Source organism: Modicisalibacter xianhensis (genome assembly GCF_900113605.1).
Taxonomy (GTDB): Bacteria; Pseudomonadota; Gammaproteobacteria; order Pseudomonadales; family Halomonadaceae; genus Modicisalibacter; species Modicisalibacter xianhensis.
The window spans coordinates 25,498-40,277 of the sequence record NZ_FOPY01000006.1 but is presented as its reverse complement, the minus strand read 5'-3'; the positions used below and the strand labels follow the sequence as shown (position 1 = coordinate 40,277).

The window sequence follows — 14,780 nt, the reverse complement described above, 5'->3', positions numbered from 1 at the left end:
GTCAAACCACCTCAGCTAGCATGGCGACGATTTCCTTTTCCAACTGACTAATTTCGCCAGTAATCTCCTCCAATGGGCGTGGTGGCTCATAGACATAGAAATGGCGATTCAGCGGGATCTCGTAACCAACCTTGGTTTTGCTATGGTCAATCCAGGCATCCGGCACATGGGGCAATACCTCAGCAGCCAGATAGGCCTCGCAATAGTCCTTTACCAACGCAAGCAGCTTGTCATGACCGGTTTCGTTGTCGTATTTCAGCGGCAAGGGGAGGCTGATATCAGCGGGCAACACCACGTTTTCGGTATCGCGCAACTCCGGATCTGGCTCTGGATTGCCCTTCTTGTCACGACAAATGTCGGCCTCTGGGTCTCGCTCTGACAGCGCCGCCAGTATCGCCTTCTTCACCGGAGCACCTACCTTGAGGTCGGCCTTCTTCAAAGCCTTATTCAATACGGCTTCAAATTCACCCCGGTTCTGATAAAGAATGTTGCCATCCAGCTCTTCCAGCAGCTCTTTGATGGCAATCTGAGTCTGTTTGCCAGCCTCAATTTCCGCCTGATAGGCCGCTTGGTCCTTACGCTTTTTACTGGTGGCCAGGTTGGCAAAGGCGCGCTGTTCGTCGAGTCGAGCAACTCTCTGGGGGTTGGCCTGGAAATTCAGCCTTAGAGGGCGTTCCACTGTGATTTTCAGATAGCCAAACTCGTGGTTATCAAAGATCTTGCTGACGGTACGGTTTTCGGTTCCTGTCGGTTTTGATGATCCTTTGGTATGTACCGGCGCTATGGACGTCGCCTCATGCTGATGTTCTGCGTAGAGGCGCACCAGTTCGCGTATATGGTCCTCTGCTAGCTCGTTTCGCTTGTTACCCAGGCTTTTGTCCATCTTTTTGTAGTGGCGGGTGCCGTCGATTAGCTGCACTTTGCCTCGGCGGTGTTCTGGCTTGCGATTACTGACAATCCAGACGTAGGTGTAAATGCCCGTGTTGTAGAACATCTGATCTGGCAGGGCCACGATGGCATCGAGCAGGTCGTTTTCGATAATCCAACGTCGAATATTGCTCTCACCACTACCGGCATCGCCGGTGAATAACGGGGAGCCGTTGAAGACCACGGCAATTTTCGAGCCGTCACCACCTTCGCTGTTATTATCAAGAGGAAGGCCATCCACCAGTTTCGGCGGGTTGTGCATCTTTGAAATCATGTGTTGCAGGAAAAGCAGCGAGCCATCATTGATACGTGGCAGACCGGCACCGAAGCGCCCGGAAAAGCCCTGGTCGTCGTACTCCTCACGAACGAAATCTTCTTCCGGCTTCCATTCAACCCCAAAAGGCGGGTTGGAAAGCATGTAGTGGAATTTCTTCTCCTGGTGGCCATCGTGCGGTACGAAGCCGTTGTTTTTGTTCTTGGCGTCTTTCACGCCCAGCGTGTCCCCATAGATGAGATTATCGATGGGTTCGTCTTTGATCAGGAGGTCTGAGCAACAAATGGCGTAGGATTCCGGATTGTACTCCTGGCCGAACAGCTCGATGTGGGCATCGGGGTTCAATCCTTCATGGGTACCGTCACCGCAAATGTACTTTTCAGCTTCCGAGAGCATGCCACCGGTACCGGCTGTGGGGTCGTAGATACTCCGGTAAATGCCCGGCGCGAAGATGCCTTCCTCATCGGTAAATAACAACTGCACCATCAGCCGGATGACTTCACGGGGAGTAAAGTGGTCCCCGGCCTCTTCGTTTGCCTGTTCATTGAATTTTCTGACCAGCTCTTCGAACAGATAGCCCATCTGTAGGTTGCTGAGGGTCTTGGGTGAGAGATCAATTTCGTTGCTACAGAACTCTTTGAGAATCAGGAAAAGGCGGTTGGCTTCATCCAGCTTGGCGATTTCCGCCTCGAAATCGAACTTATCAAAGATGTCCCGAGCGCGGGGTGAGAAACCCTGGATGTAGGCAATCATGTTGCCCGCAATGTTCGGCGGATCAGCCAGTAGCTTATCGAAGGTGAAGCCGCTGGTATTGAACAGTTCCTGTTTGCGGCCACTGGTGGCAATGCGCGAAAGCGCCTTTTCCAGTGCAGGGCCGGTTATGCCGCGGGCTTCCAGGCGTTCCTTCTCAGCCAGTACCTTTTTCTGGTTTTCCGCCAATACCAGGTCAAACCGACGCAAGACGATCATTGGTAGCATTACCCGCCGGTACTGGGGTGGCCGATACGGGCCTCGCAGCTTGTTAGCGATGTTCCAGATGAAGCCGACAAGGTTTTGATGATGGTTTTGTTGCATGCTGTTCTCGCTATTTAATAATTACCGCTGCCTTGCCATGCGTGTCGACATAGCCAGGTGCCAGGACAGCGTTAGCGCAGTGTTCAAGAATGTTGTGGTTACGCAGCCACAGGTGATATTCCTGCTCTGGCAACCGATGATCGGGGCTACAGTCCACGTTCCAATGGCGTAGCAGGTAGCCAGCGCGAGCGGCACGGATGCTGAGCTGTCGGACCGGCTGGTTGTTCTGCCGGGACATATTAAAATCCAGCGCAATAGCCTCCGGATGACTGTGGCACGGGTGCGGGATGAGCTCTAAGGTCAGTTGCTCGTTCCATTCGGAATCCGACGTTTGATGCTCATGCTCTGCGATATCCGCTTTGTCGATAATCACGCTGGTGATGCGATTGCAGACAAAATCTCGGAATGCACCGCGTTTCCGGCAGTAGCCGCGCATGTGCCAACGCTGGCCGTTGTTGATGATGCTGTGTGGCACAACCACACGCTCGCTAGCGCCTGAATTGAGGGACTGGTAAGTCATCCGCACAGCCTGTTCTTGGCTTATGGCCCGGCTCACTGTCGCCAGCACATCCTGTGGTGGCGAGATCAAATCTGGCGCATCCTCACAGAAACCAGATTGGCCAGGAGTCACCGATAGCCCGTCGCCAAAGCCGTGAGCCAGGGTTTTCAAGGCGGCATGGGGCTCATGGTGGAACAGAGGCTGATAGTTGTCGGTACGGTAGTAGCGCTTGTTTTCGTGACGGAGGATTAGGTTCTCGTGGGCTAGCTCACGGTAGAGGGTGAAGTCCCGGGTGCTGGAGGCGACTGCGGTGCCGAAGTGCGCCATTAGCTCACTTCGGCCCACTGAGCCGTGGTATTGCAGGCAAAAATCAATGAACGCCAAGCGCTCGCGCTGGGCGTGTGAGTGATTTTCGAGCTTTAAGGCGGCGTTTCCCGGCACGTTCGCACCTTTTTTGACTGAATATGGTTAGCCACCTTATTACACAAACCGATATCATGCAATCATTTTGATTTGTCCTATAGAGCTTTCACATGTGAAAGTTTTGGCTCCTTTCCAGATGGAAGAATGGGTGCATAAAGCCCGCCGGAAGGGGAAGGGCCTGAATGGTTTTTTGTTTAGGATTCCGGGGGCTGAAGGCCATCGAAGTGCGCCTCCAAACTGTCCAACTGCTTCAGGTTTGCCCTGACGAGACGGCGCATGTGAGTGAGGTTTGCATTCATGATACGCACTATCTCAAACCCGGCTTCCGTCTCGTCAATGATGGGCCTCTCCCAGTCGTGAGCGCGGTTAAATGCGGGTTTTGAGTACCGGTGTTTCAAGGCTCGGCGGATGTGTTCACTGAAAACCGCATGCCCCTTACCGTTTTTTACTCTTACGAAGGTGTTGTAATACCAGTGCATTTCCAAGCTACCGTGCAGCATTCTCACCCGGCAGCCGTGATGGCCAGGGTAGCCTCTCGTTTCCTTGGTTCGATGAGCCTCATTATGCGCCCAGAAATGGTCCGACAGTCGCTGAGCGAGATAGCGTAGGCGTGCTCGCTCCATATCCAGGCTTTTGGATAGCGATTGTAGATACTGTCTGCATTGATCAAGCGCCATTCGGCGCCCCTGGTGATGGTCAAACTCCCCGGCGCGCGCCACCTCATGCCACTTATCGGTGATTTCCTGAATGGTTTTGGGTTTGCTCATTAGCATTCTCCTGTTGGTTGATGTTCAAGAGAAATGCTACTGGCCGCAGAGACAAACCCACGGGTCTGTAATTTGCCAATTTGAGCAAAAGTAGCCGTTTACCCCCAGATTATCTGGAATTTTTATCGACCTGGCGGCGTGCTTTAAACTTCCGGTTGAGAAATGCTTCCAGCTTGTCAGCATTCAGGTATGTGATGCCGCAGATCGCCAGGATAACGGCGACAAAGCCGAGGAAAGCAATGAGTGTGAGGGACATATCGATCATGTGAGTTCTCCTGTTTTCGTTCTTTGAGTGCAAATTGCAGCCTATGCTGCATCTGACTGCCTTTGTTCCTTTGCGACAGAAGCAATCAGATGGCGCGAACAACCCAGGATGTCCTGGATTTCGCTATAGCTATGGCCGGTGCGCAGTAAACTGGCGATGTGTTGCCGCCTCTTCAGATCAGGTTGGCGCCCCTGATACTTACCCTCGCTGCGGGCCTTGTTGATCCCCTGGTTCTGGCGCCGACGCCTATCCTCATAATCTTTGCGGGCCACCGCTGCCAACATGTCGAGCATCATGCTGTTGACAGCCTGCAAGATAGAGTCGGTAAAGCCGGTATCGTCTTTCTTGTCCAGTGCCAACCAACTCGTTGGTAGCTCGGGCGAGACAATCGCCAACCGCTTGGCTGCCAGCTTCTGTTTGAGCGTATCCCAGTCCTGCTGTTTAAGGCGTGCAAGCCGGTCTATCTGTTCTACCAGCACAATGTCACCTTCACCAGATTCGGCAATCAGTCGCATCAGTTCGGGGCGATGCAATGTGGCACCGGAGACGTTCTCGGTATAAAAGGCAGCAATGCGATGACCGTGTTGCTCGGCAAACTGGATTAGCGATGCTTTGGCCCGCTCGGCATTTTGTTCCTGGGTAGATGCTCTCAGATAGGCGCGTATAAACATTAATGCCTCCTCGGTCTGTTATAAGTGGTTCCGTTTGGCCGGTCTGTTTTAAATGGTTCCTTTTCATGTTGAGCGGCCTGAATAGTTGGTTCCCCTGATGTGTACCCATCAGGAACCACCTCAAGAGTCGAAAAACTCCCCGAACGGATCATCTTCTCGGAGGATCGGATTGACTCTGAAGTCATCGAACGGATCGCCAGTGCCGTCTTGACTCCCGGTGCCGGAGGTTGTCGTGCTGTTTGGACCGTTTTCTCCCCTACCACTGCCTCGACCAAACGACGCCATCTTTTTCTCGAATTCAGGAAACGTCATTTCACCATCGGGTCCCTTCGAGAAAACTGTCTTGTAAGCATCGACTGCGGCCAGTGCGAAGCGAATAAGCAGTACGACCACCCAGAGCACGAACAATAGATACCATGCGTAAAGTGCTGCATCGGTACCCCTCAAGGCGAGCTCCACAACGCCGATCCCGGCGAGCCCCACTGCTACTATTTTTGTCACCCTCACCATGGTCTCAGTCCCCGATAGCTCTTTACTTCGAGGCTACCAGAACCTGAGAAAATGCAAGTTTTGCCCGGCGTCAGGCCGCTCTGGCTCGCCCGGCCAGCCATGGCAGTTTCAATTTGTCGTAGACATCGTTCGTCATCGCCTTCAAATCTCCCGCGTCCAGGAGTGGAACCGGCCATGCACTGCCTTGGTATCGAGCTCTGGGGTAGTTGGATTGCTGGAATACACCGTGAGGGAGGTCGTCCTCATCGCCGAGCCCATGCCTGAGCCGAAGATCAATACACCAACCCTGTTCGAGTTCGATCCAGCAATGGGGGGCGGTGGCCATTCGGCTCAGCCGGTCCTCTGCGTATCCGATACGGCATTGATGGAAGATGCCTTGTTCGCTCAGGGCATTGCTGATCACAAAAGTCATGCAGTCGCTATCGATTTTGGCGTCTTCAAGCGGCAACAGCACGAACTCAAGTTCATCATGCCAGTCACTCATGATCTGGCTCCTTGAACATCAGTCGCTGTCCCTGCTCGTACAACACAGGATACGGCAGCGGTTCGCCATCCCGGATGACGGTGCCGGGAGGAAAATACACCACCATCCAGGATGGTAAGGCACCACTGACCGTGCGGTAGAACTCGTCCACAGGGAAGCTGAGTTGCTCACCTGATTGCCGGAAAACGAGGCGAGAATAATTCTCTGGATGATTAGCCGCGATGTTGTAGCTTTCGGGCCCAGTACCTTCCACGTAGGCGGGAGACTTCCAACGATTCGGCGTCTTGATGTTGTAGGCAACCACACATTGACCCACACCACATCCATACTCAGTGCTTTCAATCGACCAAAGCACCAGTGGATGGCCGTCTATCTCGGGCGTCTCCACGTTACTGAGTTTGGTGGCGCTCAACGCCATATCATTGGCAGCTAATCGGATGGCCTGGTCCACCAGATCCACATACTGCTCATAGGCCTGAGCCTCCGAACTGGCCATAGACGCTGGCATCCATCCCATCAGGCTTGGTCTCGCCGACGGACTGTCTGGAGTCATCATGATTTCAGTAGCGTTGAACAAAGACGTCTGGCTACCTGAGAGATGTCGAAGCGGTGCATCGAATGAAGTCGCCAGGCTGGCGAGATCCAGTAATGGCACCAACATGCCTTTACTGTAGGAGCGAGTGCCATCCCCAGAATCCCGCAAGTCCATATCGTAGATGCCACCGGCTCTCGCCAGGTTTAAAGCCCGAGACTCTTCCGGATTGTAAGCTCGTGGGGTGGCCGCGCAGCCAACCAGGGCAGCGGCCAATATTGCTGTAGTTAAGGGTGCTAATCTTTTCATTATGTCCTCCTGCTTTTATTAAATATTCTCACGAGGTTGAGAATATGCAAGAGGAAAACCAAAAATAATCTTTATAAATCAATGATTTGTACTAACAGAACAAAGTTTAAATTCGGACGTAGCGAAAAATTGGCGGGGCAGGCATATCTTTGGCTATAAAAGAAAATGGCACTTTTGATCAGCAGAGGTTACCTATGGAAAGCGTCGCCGCAATTACGCGAGAATCACTTTACAACGAGGTATGGGCAGAGCCTGTCTCCAGAGTTGCGCCGCGCTATGGGATATCCGGTGTTGCATTGGGAAAAGTTTGTCGCAAGCACAAGATACCTCTGCCGCCACGTGGGTACTGGGCAAAAATCAACGCCGGACATTCTCCGAGGAAAATTCCGCTTCCTACCGCCAAGGAGTTTGAGAATTACTCCCTACCTCTCCGTCGGTCACGCACTTACGACCTCAATAATCCTGATGCTTCGCGGAAAAAAGCCACGACAGCCCAAGAACGTATAGGCTTTGTCGATGTGCCAGAATTACTCGAATCTCCGCATGCCTTAATAAAGAAGGCATCCAAGCGACTGAGGCAAAAATCCGGATGGGACAACTACAAAGGACTGCGTTCAGCGCCGGGAGAAATTTTTGCTTTCGAAGTGACTAGAGATGCGATCGATAGAGCATTATTGATAGGCGACACACTGATAAAAACGCTTGAACGTCAGGGTATGAAGGTTTGGGTAGACCGTGAAAAGAGTCGTACCCTGATCGGACTGGACGAAACTTCGTTGACCATAGCAATCAGCGAGCATGTCGCCAGGAGCAAGCATGAAGTAACCGCAGCAGAGAAAAAAGCAATTGAACGCTGGCAACGTTCTCCGAATCGCTGGGGAACCGGATACCACTACCCAAGGCCACCTGATTACGACTACCACCCAACCGGAAAATTGACGATTTCAATCGGCGGTTACCCATCCAGAAGTTGGGGGGATACGCCGAAAACTCCGCTGGAGCAACGGCTGCATCAAGTTGTTGCCGGTGCATTAGACCTGATTGCAGAACACCGTATCCGAGCTGAAGAGCAGGAACGCAGACGCCTAGCATGGCAGACAGCAAAAGACCGACACGACCGCCAGGTTGAGCTCCGAAAGCACGAACTGGAGCAACTCGAAAAATTGAAGGTTAGCGCCACTCAGTGGCTCGAAGCCGAACGTTTACGACAATATATCGATGCGGTAGAGCAGGCTGCGGTCAGGAATGGGGAGCTCAGCGAGGAGCTCAAGGACTGGATAAGCTGGGCTCGGATCAAAGCAGACTGCATGGACCCGTTAATAGCAGTCTCAGATGCTATTCTGGATGGCCCGGAACCAAGGTCACCGGGCTATTATTACTGAAACTGGTAGTGCTGCTGATACGAAATAGGTGATTTTTGCATTTATAAGCCGATCCAGCGTTTGATCGTGGCCCAGATGTGGGAAATGATACTCTCGCCACTTGGGGTTTTTCTCTTCGGCGAATGCTGTTTAGAGTTCGTTTCTTCGAAATAGGCGGCTTTTCGTCTCAGATTAGCGGCCCGTCCTCTTTCAATCTTAGCTTGGGACATATCTTCCGCCCAAACAACCCTGTTATTCCGAATCCAGTAATGAGATCGACATTCAAAACTCCAATTTCCAATTGATGGATACAGCGTAACGTCATTTCCTGTTACTTTAAGGGACCAGTCAGTTGCGCCCAAGGGAGTTACAACCTCTTTACCACAGCCACAACAGCATAAGTGGATAGCTGTTTTATATTTTGGAGAAACGTAGAGGATCCCCTGCTCAAGACGTTCAGGAATAAACTCTACCTTTTGAGGAATGATACTTGTTACTTTCCTCACGAGACCTCCTTAAATAGTTCATCTCTCGTGAGCTGGTGGGTGTTCAAAGAGTAGCATGATTGGTGTTCACGATAACAATCCTGATAAAAACCACAGTGTTTCTTCCATTTAATCACTGCCAGTGTAGCGTTTAGAGCATTTAAATCAGCTACTTGTATATTACTGCGATACAGATCATCCGCTCCAGTTCCCGCGAGGGATGCATATTTGCTGATATGGTCACTTTTCGACGCAGTACCGAGAGTTGTTCTACAAGTACCAACGAGAGTTGATGATTCATCAACCAGGGTGACTTCCATTCCCACATCAATATAAGGGATCTCCTTATCTACAAGGAAGTCCACAACAACCTTTCTCACGGAAGGTTTATCAACACATATAAAAACGAAGTTAAATTCAGATAGCTCAGTAACGGTTGTTTCATCAATAAATTGATGGTGGGGTACCAAGCCGCTTCGCATGTGACCGTAAATGTCCGAAAAATAGCTCACTTTTGAGGGCTGTGACTGAAGCTTCTCAATTGATGCAGCCCCTGGCGCTCTAAATGCATTGTGCTGCTGAAAGTCATCGCCATCGAAAAGATGTATTTCTCTAACAGGGGTCTTAGCCAACAGGTCCAGAATGTATGAGCCAGTTCCGCCCAAACCTATGATCGCAACTTTATCCATGGCAAGTTTCTGGGAGACCGCGGTGATACCAGCCCTACTGGAGGCTGAATCAATATACCGAAACGGAGATGACTCTTCGGTTTCCGGAATAGGCTTAAAAGTCTTTGCTGTAATACCCGGATCGATAGCCATTGCATACCGAGAGAGAAGCAATACGTATCGAGACATTTTCTGGAAAAAATCTTGATATCCGCTGGTAGGTTTATTCGAAAACCTGTAGCGAGCTTCGACCCCTTCAGTAAGGGTTTGGCGTATTTCTCCCTGACCGCCGAGTCCACTCACAGGTTGCCCCTGATTTGTGTATGGCAAAGAACCAGTAAACCAAACTTGATGGTCTCTTACTGGAGAGCACGTTTGTTCACCTCTGAGCTCAAGAGCGCTAACCAAGTCGGCCCGATCGATAACACCTGAAGAATTGACGTAGGGTACCGAATGAACAATTAGGTAACCGTCCCTGCACTCTACTTCGTACCCGTCATTCTGAAGTTTGCTGAGATCGGGATTACGACTGATCAGTTTTTGTGACATTGAAGATGATGCCATCTTTAATTACCTCTTCTTGGCCTTCCACCATGGTTCCGTCTTTGCCATGGGGATTGGAAAACGTGACGGTATAAACACGTTGTGGTGTGGGTTGCTCACCAGGAAATGCAATTTGCACCACCTCCAAGTAACTCAATTTTTTCTGGGTAACCTCCTTGGGCCGTCCATTTACGATGATCGAGTAACTTTTGTTCTGACCTGGTGCCTGCTCTGACTTGCCGTTGCTCATGATTTTCCTCCAATCGGCGGTACGAATAGAAATTATGCTGATGTTGCTCTGAGAGTGATGCTACAATAGAAATAAAAAGTATGTCAACATAAAAATTATTCGTACCCCGGATGGAGCAAAAATGACTCAAAAAGTTGGAAACTGGAGCGCCGACACACGGCTGCAATTCATTGAATTTAGGCTATATTGGGAAGGCAAGATCAACAGGCAGGATCTCATCGAACAGTTCCGGATTTCTGTACCGCAGTGCACGCTTGACTTGAAGCGGTATCTCGAACTGGCTCCTGATAACGCCTTTTACGATCGCAAGCGAAAAGCCTATCTCGCGACAGAAGAGTTCTCTCCAAAGCTGATAACCCCCAGCTCTGGGGACTACATGGCTCAGCTTGAGGTTCGTCAAGCTGAGCATTCGAGTAGCCTTTCACATGAGTCCTTTATCAGCTCACCTCCTGATTTTGATGTCGTGCCAGTGCCAGAACGAACGATTGATCCTTCATTTCTGAGAAGATTGCTGAGAGCTATTGAGGAGGGAATGGCAGTAAATATTCTTTATCAGTCACTTTCTCGTGATGAGCCTAGCTACCGTTGGATAACGCCGCATGCTATGGCGTCAGACGGGTACAGATGGCATTTACGAAGCTACTGCCATGACCGTCAGAAGTTCATTGATTTTGTGTTTGGCCGAATTTTGGAGATTGGAGAAACCCGCAGAAGTGACATCGATATCTCGCTTGATGCTGATTGGCGTACATACTTGGAATTAACGATTGCTCCAAACCCTAGCCTGCCTCCAGCTCATAAACGCGTCATTGAGCTAGATTATGGAATGAGTGAAGGAATCGCCAAAATTCAGGTCAGAAAGGCACTGTCCGCATACTTGAAAAAGCGTCTTGGTTTTATTTCTGATCTTTCGCGACCAGGAGAATCGACGGAAGAGGCGCCCCATGTGCAACAAGTTGTATTGCTTGAAGAGAGGGAAATCGCTTCGTGACCGCAAGCAAGTCGGGTTAGGAATAGTCATTTAGCATGTTCCCAGTTTCCCACTTTTCCCGGTTCATTGATGGGGCACCTGCATTCGGATCGACGGAAATTTGCCAATTTTTCCACTTTTTTCGCAAATTCCTGCACTCCTAGGGTGCTCCAGAAAATTTACAAACTATTGTTTTTAAAGAATAATAAACATTCTGTATCGGTAAGTAGCCCAATCTGGCCTCACTCCTCCACCCACCAGTCGCCGCGGTGGGTGGCTTCGCGCCCCCACACGCCGACTACGTCGGCAAACAGCCGGGTCAGCGCATCATCCAGTCCCCAGGGCGGGTTGAACAACAGCATGCCACTACCGTACATGCCGTGACTCTCCCCGGACGCGTGCAGGCGGATCTCGCTGCGCCACAGCTTGCGCAGGCCAGCATCACGCACGCGATCCAGCAGCGTCTGATGGCGTCCCGCCGGCAACAGGGGATACCAGATCGCTACTTGTGCATGACGCGCTTTGCGGGCCACGTAGGCCAGCGTGTCGGCCACTTCGCCGTAATCTTCCTTGCGCTCGTAGCTGGGATCGATCAGTACACAAAGCCGGGGGGTCGTCGCCGGCACCAGCCGACGCAGCCCCGCCAGGCCATCAGCATGGATGTGACGCACATTGGCCGGCCATGTCTGGCCTTCGAGATGGCCATGTTCGCCAGGGTGCAGTTCGAACAGACTGAGCCGATCCTGACGGCGCAGGCTGTCGGTGAGCCACCATGGTGAGCCCGGGTAATGGGACAATGCATGTCCCGCCTGGCCTTCCTGAGCCCGTTGCAGGGCGCAGAGCCAGTCCGCGAGCAGGTCATGCCTGCCACTCATTGACCGGCGCGCTTCCCAAAGCGGCATGACACCCTGCTGGTATTCCTTGAGCTTCTGGGTTTCCTTTCCGGCCAAGGGATAACGCCCCCGACCGGCATGGGTATCAACATACGTAACAGGAGATTCTTTACGTAACAAGCTTCGCTGCATGGCATACAGCGTCAAGTGCTTGTGCACATCGGCAAAGTTGCCGGCATGATAGGCGTGCTGATAAGCAAGCATGGCGATGGTCCAATCAGAAGGGCCCGCCGAGATCGGCGGGCCCTGGCAACCTACGATGATAGCGCAGGTGCGCTTATTGCTGCTGTTGCTGGATCTGCTGCTGCATGGGCGTGAGCGTGATCTCGACGCGGCGATTCTGGGCCCGGCCCTGCTCGTTGGCATTGCTGGCCACCGGCTGGCTTTCGCCGTAACCCACCATGGTCAGACGCTGCGAGGAAACGCCATTTTGCATGAGGTAACTGCCTACCGCCTGAGCGCGACGCTCGGATAGCTGCTGGTTGTAGGTATCGGAGCCGCTGCTGTCGGTGTGGCCGGCGATGGTGATGCGCGTCTCGGGATACTGTTGCATGACGGCCGCCGCATCGTTCAGGGCCTGGCGCGCTTCAGGCGTGATCTCGCTGGAATCGAAGCCAAACGTCACGCTGCTGGGCATGTTGAGCACGATGTTGTCGCCCTGGCGCTCCACCCCGATTCCCGTGCCCTGCAGACGCTCGCGCAGCTGGGCTTCCTGGCGGTCCATGTAATAGCCGATACCGCTACCAGCCGCGGCGCCGACGGCGGCACCGATCAGGGCCCGATCGCGCCGGCTCGAGCTGCCGTCCCCGCTGAGCGCACCCGCGACAGCCCCCACGGCCGCACCGATGCCAGCACCGGTGGTCGCATTGGCACGCTGGGTTTCACCCGAGTACGGATCCGTCGTCGTGCAACCTGCCATCGCCACGGCAGTAGCCAGGGGTAGTGCCATCCAGAACTGTTTGGTCATCCTTTGCAAACTCCTTTCCAGCATGGGTCCTCTCCTCATCCCTTACTCTGCTCAGCAATTCGGGTGAGAAGTTCATTCAAGAATAACAGGCCTTGGGGAGTGGCCTGTATTCGGGAGGTGTCTTGCACCATTAATCCTTGATCGCGCAGAAGGTTCAGGCGGCGCTCCAAGGATGCTGCCGGTCGGCCGGAGGTCGTCTCCCACGCCGTCATTTCCACGCCATCGACCAGACGCAAAGCGTTCATGGCGAATTCCAGGGGCAACTCGTCTTCCGCGATTGTCTGTCGGCCAGCCACGAAGCCGCGTGGATCGTTCATGCGTCGCAGGTAGGCGTCGGGCTGGCGGCTCTTCCAGCGACGCTCGATCGTCAGCTCATCATCGGCCCAGCGGCTCAACTTGCCATGCGCACCAGCGCCGATACCCAGATAGTCGCCGAATCGCCAATAGTTGAGATTGTGGCGCGACCGACATCCCGGTCGGGCATAAGCGGATATTTCGTAACGACCCAGGCCGGCCTGCTCGAGCCGGGCATGGCCGGCATCCTGGATGTCCCAGAGCATGTCATCCTCTGGCAGGTGCGGCGGATGCGAATGGAATTCCGTGTTGGGCTCCAGGGTCAGCTGGTACCAGGAAAGGTGCTCGGGCGATAGCGCAAGGGCCTGCTCGAGGTCGTCCAGTGCCAACTCGAGTGTTTGCCCCGGCAAGCCGTGCATCAGGTCAAGGTTGATGTTGTCAAACCCCGAGCGCCGCGCACTCTCGACCGCCCGTCTCGCCTCGTCGCCGCTGTGAATACGTCCCAGCACCTCGAGCTGTTCGGCCTGGAAGCTCTGGACTCCGATAGACAGGCGGTTGATGCCCGCCTCCCGGTACCCGGTGAAGCGTTGCTGTTCGACGGTGCCAGGATTGGCTTCCAGGGTGATTTCGCAATTGGTTTCCAATCCCAGGCGCTGCGACAGCGCCGCAAGGAAACGTGAGTAGAAATCCGGGGACATCAGACTGGGCGTCCCACCACCGATGAACACGCTGGAGAGCGAACGTTCACCAACCAGTCCGGCATCGGCATCGAGGTCAGCCAACAATGCCTCGAGATAGGCCTCCTCCGGCAGTGCTTCGTTGCGACCGATACCATGCGAATTGAAATCGCAGTAGGGACACTTGCGCACGCACCAAGGCACATGTACGTACAGGGCGAGAGGTGGCAACGCTGGCATCAGCGCAACCTTTCGACCAACTGGCGCAGCGCCCTGCCCCGATGACTCAGGCGATTCTTTTCCTCGGCGCTGAGCTCAGCGGCACTCAAGCCACTTTCCGGTACCCAGAACAGTGGGTCATAGCCGAAACCACCGGCACCGCGTGGATGCGCCAGGATTTCCCCCTCCCAGCTCATCTGCACGATTTCGGGTACCGGGTCCTCGGCATGACGCAGCAGCACCAGGACGCACCAGTAGCGTGCACTGCGCTGGCCTTCCGGCACATCCGCCAGCGCCTCGAGAAGCTTGCGGTTGTTGGCCTCGTCGCTCTTGGGTTCACCGGCATAACGAGCCGAATAGATGCCTGGTGCTCCCTGAAGGGCCTCGACGGCCAGCCCCGAATCGTCGGCCAAGGCCGGCAATCCGCTGATGCGCGCCGCCTCACGCGCCTTGAGCAGGGCGTTCTCGACGAAAGTCAGTCCGGTTTCCTCGACCTCGGGAACATCGAAGTCCGCCTGTGGATGCACCGTATAACCCAACGGCGCCAGCAACTCGGCAAACTCTCTCAGCTTGCCGGCGTTGCCACTGGCCAGTACGAGCGGCTGCGTCTCGTTCATGGGAACACTCCTTGCAAATCGGCATATTCTAAGGGCTGACGGCGCAGTGAGCACGCACTCATTGACCAAATGACCATGTCCTGAAAATGAGAAAACTCATT

Annotated in this window: 17 protein-coding genes; 2 read left to right on the top strand and 15 right to left on the bottom strand. The window is 53.5% G+C overall.

Annotated elements, in window-relative coordinates; genetic code table 11:
- Position 1: 1 nt before the first annotated feature.
- The 8 genes from BM194_RS08200 to BM194_RS08170 all read right to left on the bottom strand — a co-directional run bounded on the left by BM194_RS08200 (position 2) and on the right by BM194_RS08170 (position 6,735).
- On the bottom strand, positions 2–2,275 hold the full coding sequence (locus BM194_RS08200; RefSeq protein ID WP_092845601.1) for a type I restriction-modification system subunit M: 2,274 nt from the start codon (positions 2,273–2,275) through the stop codon (positions 2–4).
- A 10-nt stretch (positions 2,276–2,285) separates the two neighbouring features.
- Positions 2,286–3,215: a helix-turn-helix transcriptional regulator gene (locus BM194_RS08195; protein WP_092845599.1), complete on the bottom strand. Its 930-nt coding sequence runs from the start codon at positions 3,213–3,215 to the stop codon at positions 2,286–2,288.
- 176 nt (positions 3,216–3,391) lie between these two features.
- Positions 3,392–3,964 carry a conjugative transfer protein MobI(A/C) gene (gene mobI / locus BM194_RS08190; RefSeq protein WP_023011897.1) on the bottom strand — a complete coding sequence of 191 codons (573 nt, stop codon included), beginning with the start codon at positions 3,962–3,964 and terminating at the stop codon, positions 3,392–3,394.
- Positions 3,965–4,073: 109 nt separating this feature from the next.
- Complete coding sequence (locus tag BM194_RS20630) at positions 4,074–4,229, bottom strand: hypothetical protein (protein ID WP_177223369.1); 156 nt, start codon at positions 4,227–4,229, stop codon at positions 4,074–4,076.
- 41 nt (positions 4,230–4,270) lie between these two features.
- The gene (locus tag BM194_RS08185; RefSeq protein WP_092845597.1) at positions 4,271–4,900 is read right to left on the bottom strand and encodes a recombinase family protein; all 630 of its coding nucleotides are present in this window, start codon (positions 4,898–4,900) and stop codon (positions 4,271–4,273) included.
- Between the two features lie 120 nt (positions 4,901–5,020).
- A complete protein-coding gene (locus BM194_RS08180) occupies positions 5,021–5,410 on the bottom strand; it encodes a hypothetical protein (RefSeq protein WP_092845595.1) in 390 nt (129 codons plus the stop codon).
- A 70-nt stretch (positions 5,411–5,480) separates the two neighbouring features.
- Positions 5,481–5,894 (bottom strand): hypothetical protein, encoded by a 414-nt coding sequence (locus BM194_RS08175; RefSeq protein ID WP_092845593.1) that lies wholly within the window; start codon positions 5,892–5,894, stop codon positions 5,481–5,483.
- Positions 5,887–6,735, bottom strand: coding sequence for a hypothetical protein (locus BM194_RS08170; protein ID WP_092845591.1), 849 nt, complete (start codon positions 6,733–6,735; stop codon positions 5,887–5,889). The genes BM194_RS08175 and BM194_RS08170 overlap by 8 nt, the downstream gene beginning before the upstream one ends.
- Positions 6,736–6,929: 194 nt before the next feature.
- Between BM194_RS08170 and BM194_RS20435 the strand changes: the two genes are divergently transcribed.
- On the top strand, positions 6,930–8,117 hold the full coding sequence (locus tag BM194_RS20435; RefSeq protein WP_143097579.1) for a hypothetical protein: 1,188 nt from the start codon (positions 6,930–6,932) through the stop codon (positions 8,115–8,117).
- 41 nt (positions 8,118–8,158) lie between these two features.
- Here the strand turns inward: BM194_RS20435 and BM194_RS08160 are convergent, their stop codons facing one another.
- From BM194_RS08160 to BM194_RS08150, 3 genes are read right to left on the bottom strand one after another with little or no spacing between them, the layout of a single operon-like run.
- A complete protein-coding gene (locus BM194_RS08160; RefSeq protein ID WP_092845587.1) occupies positions 8,159–8,602 on the bottom strand; it encodes a ubiquitination-like system serine protease family protein in 444 nt (147 codons plus the stop codon).
- On the bottom strand, positions 8,599–9,813 hold the full coding sequence (locus BM194_RS08155; protein ID WP_218155382.1) for a ThiF family adenylyltransferase: 1,215 nt from the start codon (positions 9,811–9,813) through the stop codon (positions 8,599–8,601). Before BM194_RS08155 ends, BM194_RS08160 begins: the two co-directional genes overlap by 4 nt.
- A complete protein-coding gene (locus tag BM194_RS08150) occupies positions 9,773–10,042 on the bottom strand; it encodes a multiubiquitin domain-containing protein (RefSeq protein ID WP_092845583.1) in 270 nt (89 codons plus the stop codon). The genes BM194_RS08155 and BM194_RS08150 overlap by 41 nt, the downstream gene beginning before the upstream one ends.
- A gap of 121 nt (positions 10,043–10,163) precedes the next feature.
- Here BM194_RS08150 and BM194_RS08145 point away from each other — a divergent pair, with 121 nt between their 5' ends.
- Positions 10,164–11,033 carry a WYL domain-containing protein gene (locus BM194_RS08145; protein WP_092845581.1) on the top strand — a complete coding sequence of 290 codons (870 nt, stop codon included), beginning with the start codon at positions 10,164–10,166 and terminating at the stop codon, positions 11,031–11,033.
- 221 nt (positions 11,034–11,254) lie between these two features.
- Here BM194_RS08145 and BM194_RS08140 read toward each other — a convergent pair whose 3' ends face one another.
- The 4 genes from BM194_RS08140 to BM194_RS08125 form a co-directional block, all read right to left on the bottom strand.
- The gene (locus BM194_RS08140) at positions 11,255–12,109 is read right to left on the bottom strand and encodes a 23S rRNA (adenine(2030)-N(6))-methyltransferase RlmJ (protein ID WP_092845579.1); all 855 of its coding nucleotides are present in this window, start codon (positions 12,107–12,109) and stop codon (positions 11,255–11,257) included.
- Positions 12,110–12,182: 73 nt separating this feature from the next.
- Entirely contained in the window at positions 12,183–12,872 is a 690-nt protein-coding gene (locus tag BM194_RS08135; RefSeq protein ID WP_092845577.1) for a YiaD family glycine zipper/OmpA-like lipoprotein, read from the bottom strand.
- Between the two features lie 35 nt (positions 12,873–12,907).
- Positions 12,908–14,083, bottom strand: a complete 1,176-nt coding sequence (gene hemW / locus BM194_RS08130) for a radical SAM family heme chaperone HemW (RefSeq protein ID WP_092845575.1) — start codon at positions 14,081–14,083, stop codon at positions 12,908–12,910.
- The gene (locus BM194_RS08125; protein WP_092845573.1) at positions 14,083–14,679 is read right to left on the bottom strand and encodes an XTP/dITP diphosphatase; all 597 of its coding nucleotides are present in this window, start codon (positions 14,677–14,679) and stop codon (positions 14,083–14,085) included. The genes hemW and BM194_RS08125 overlap by 1 nt, the downstream gene beginning before the upstream one ends.
- Positions 14,680–14,780: the final 101 nt, after the last annotated feature.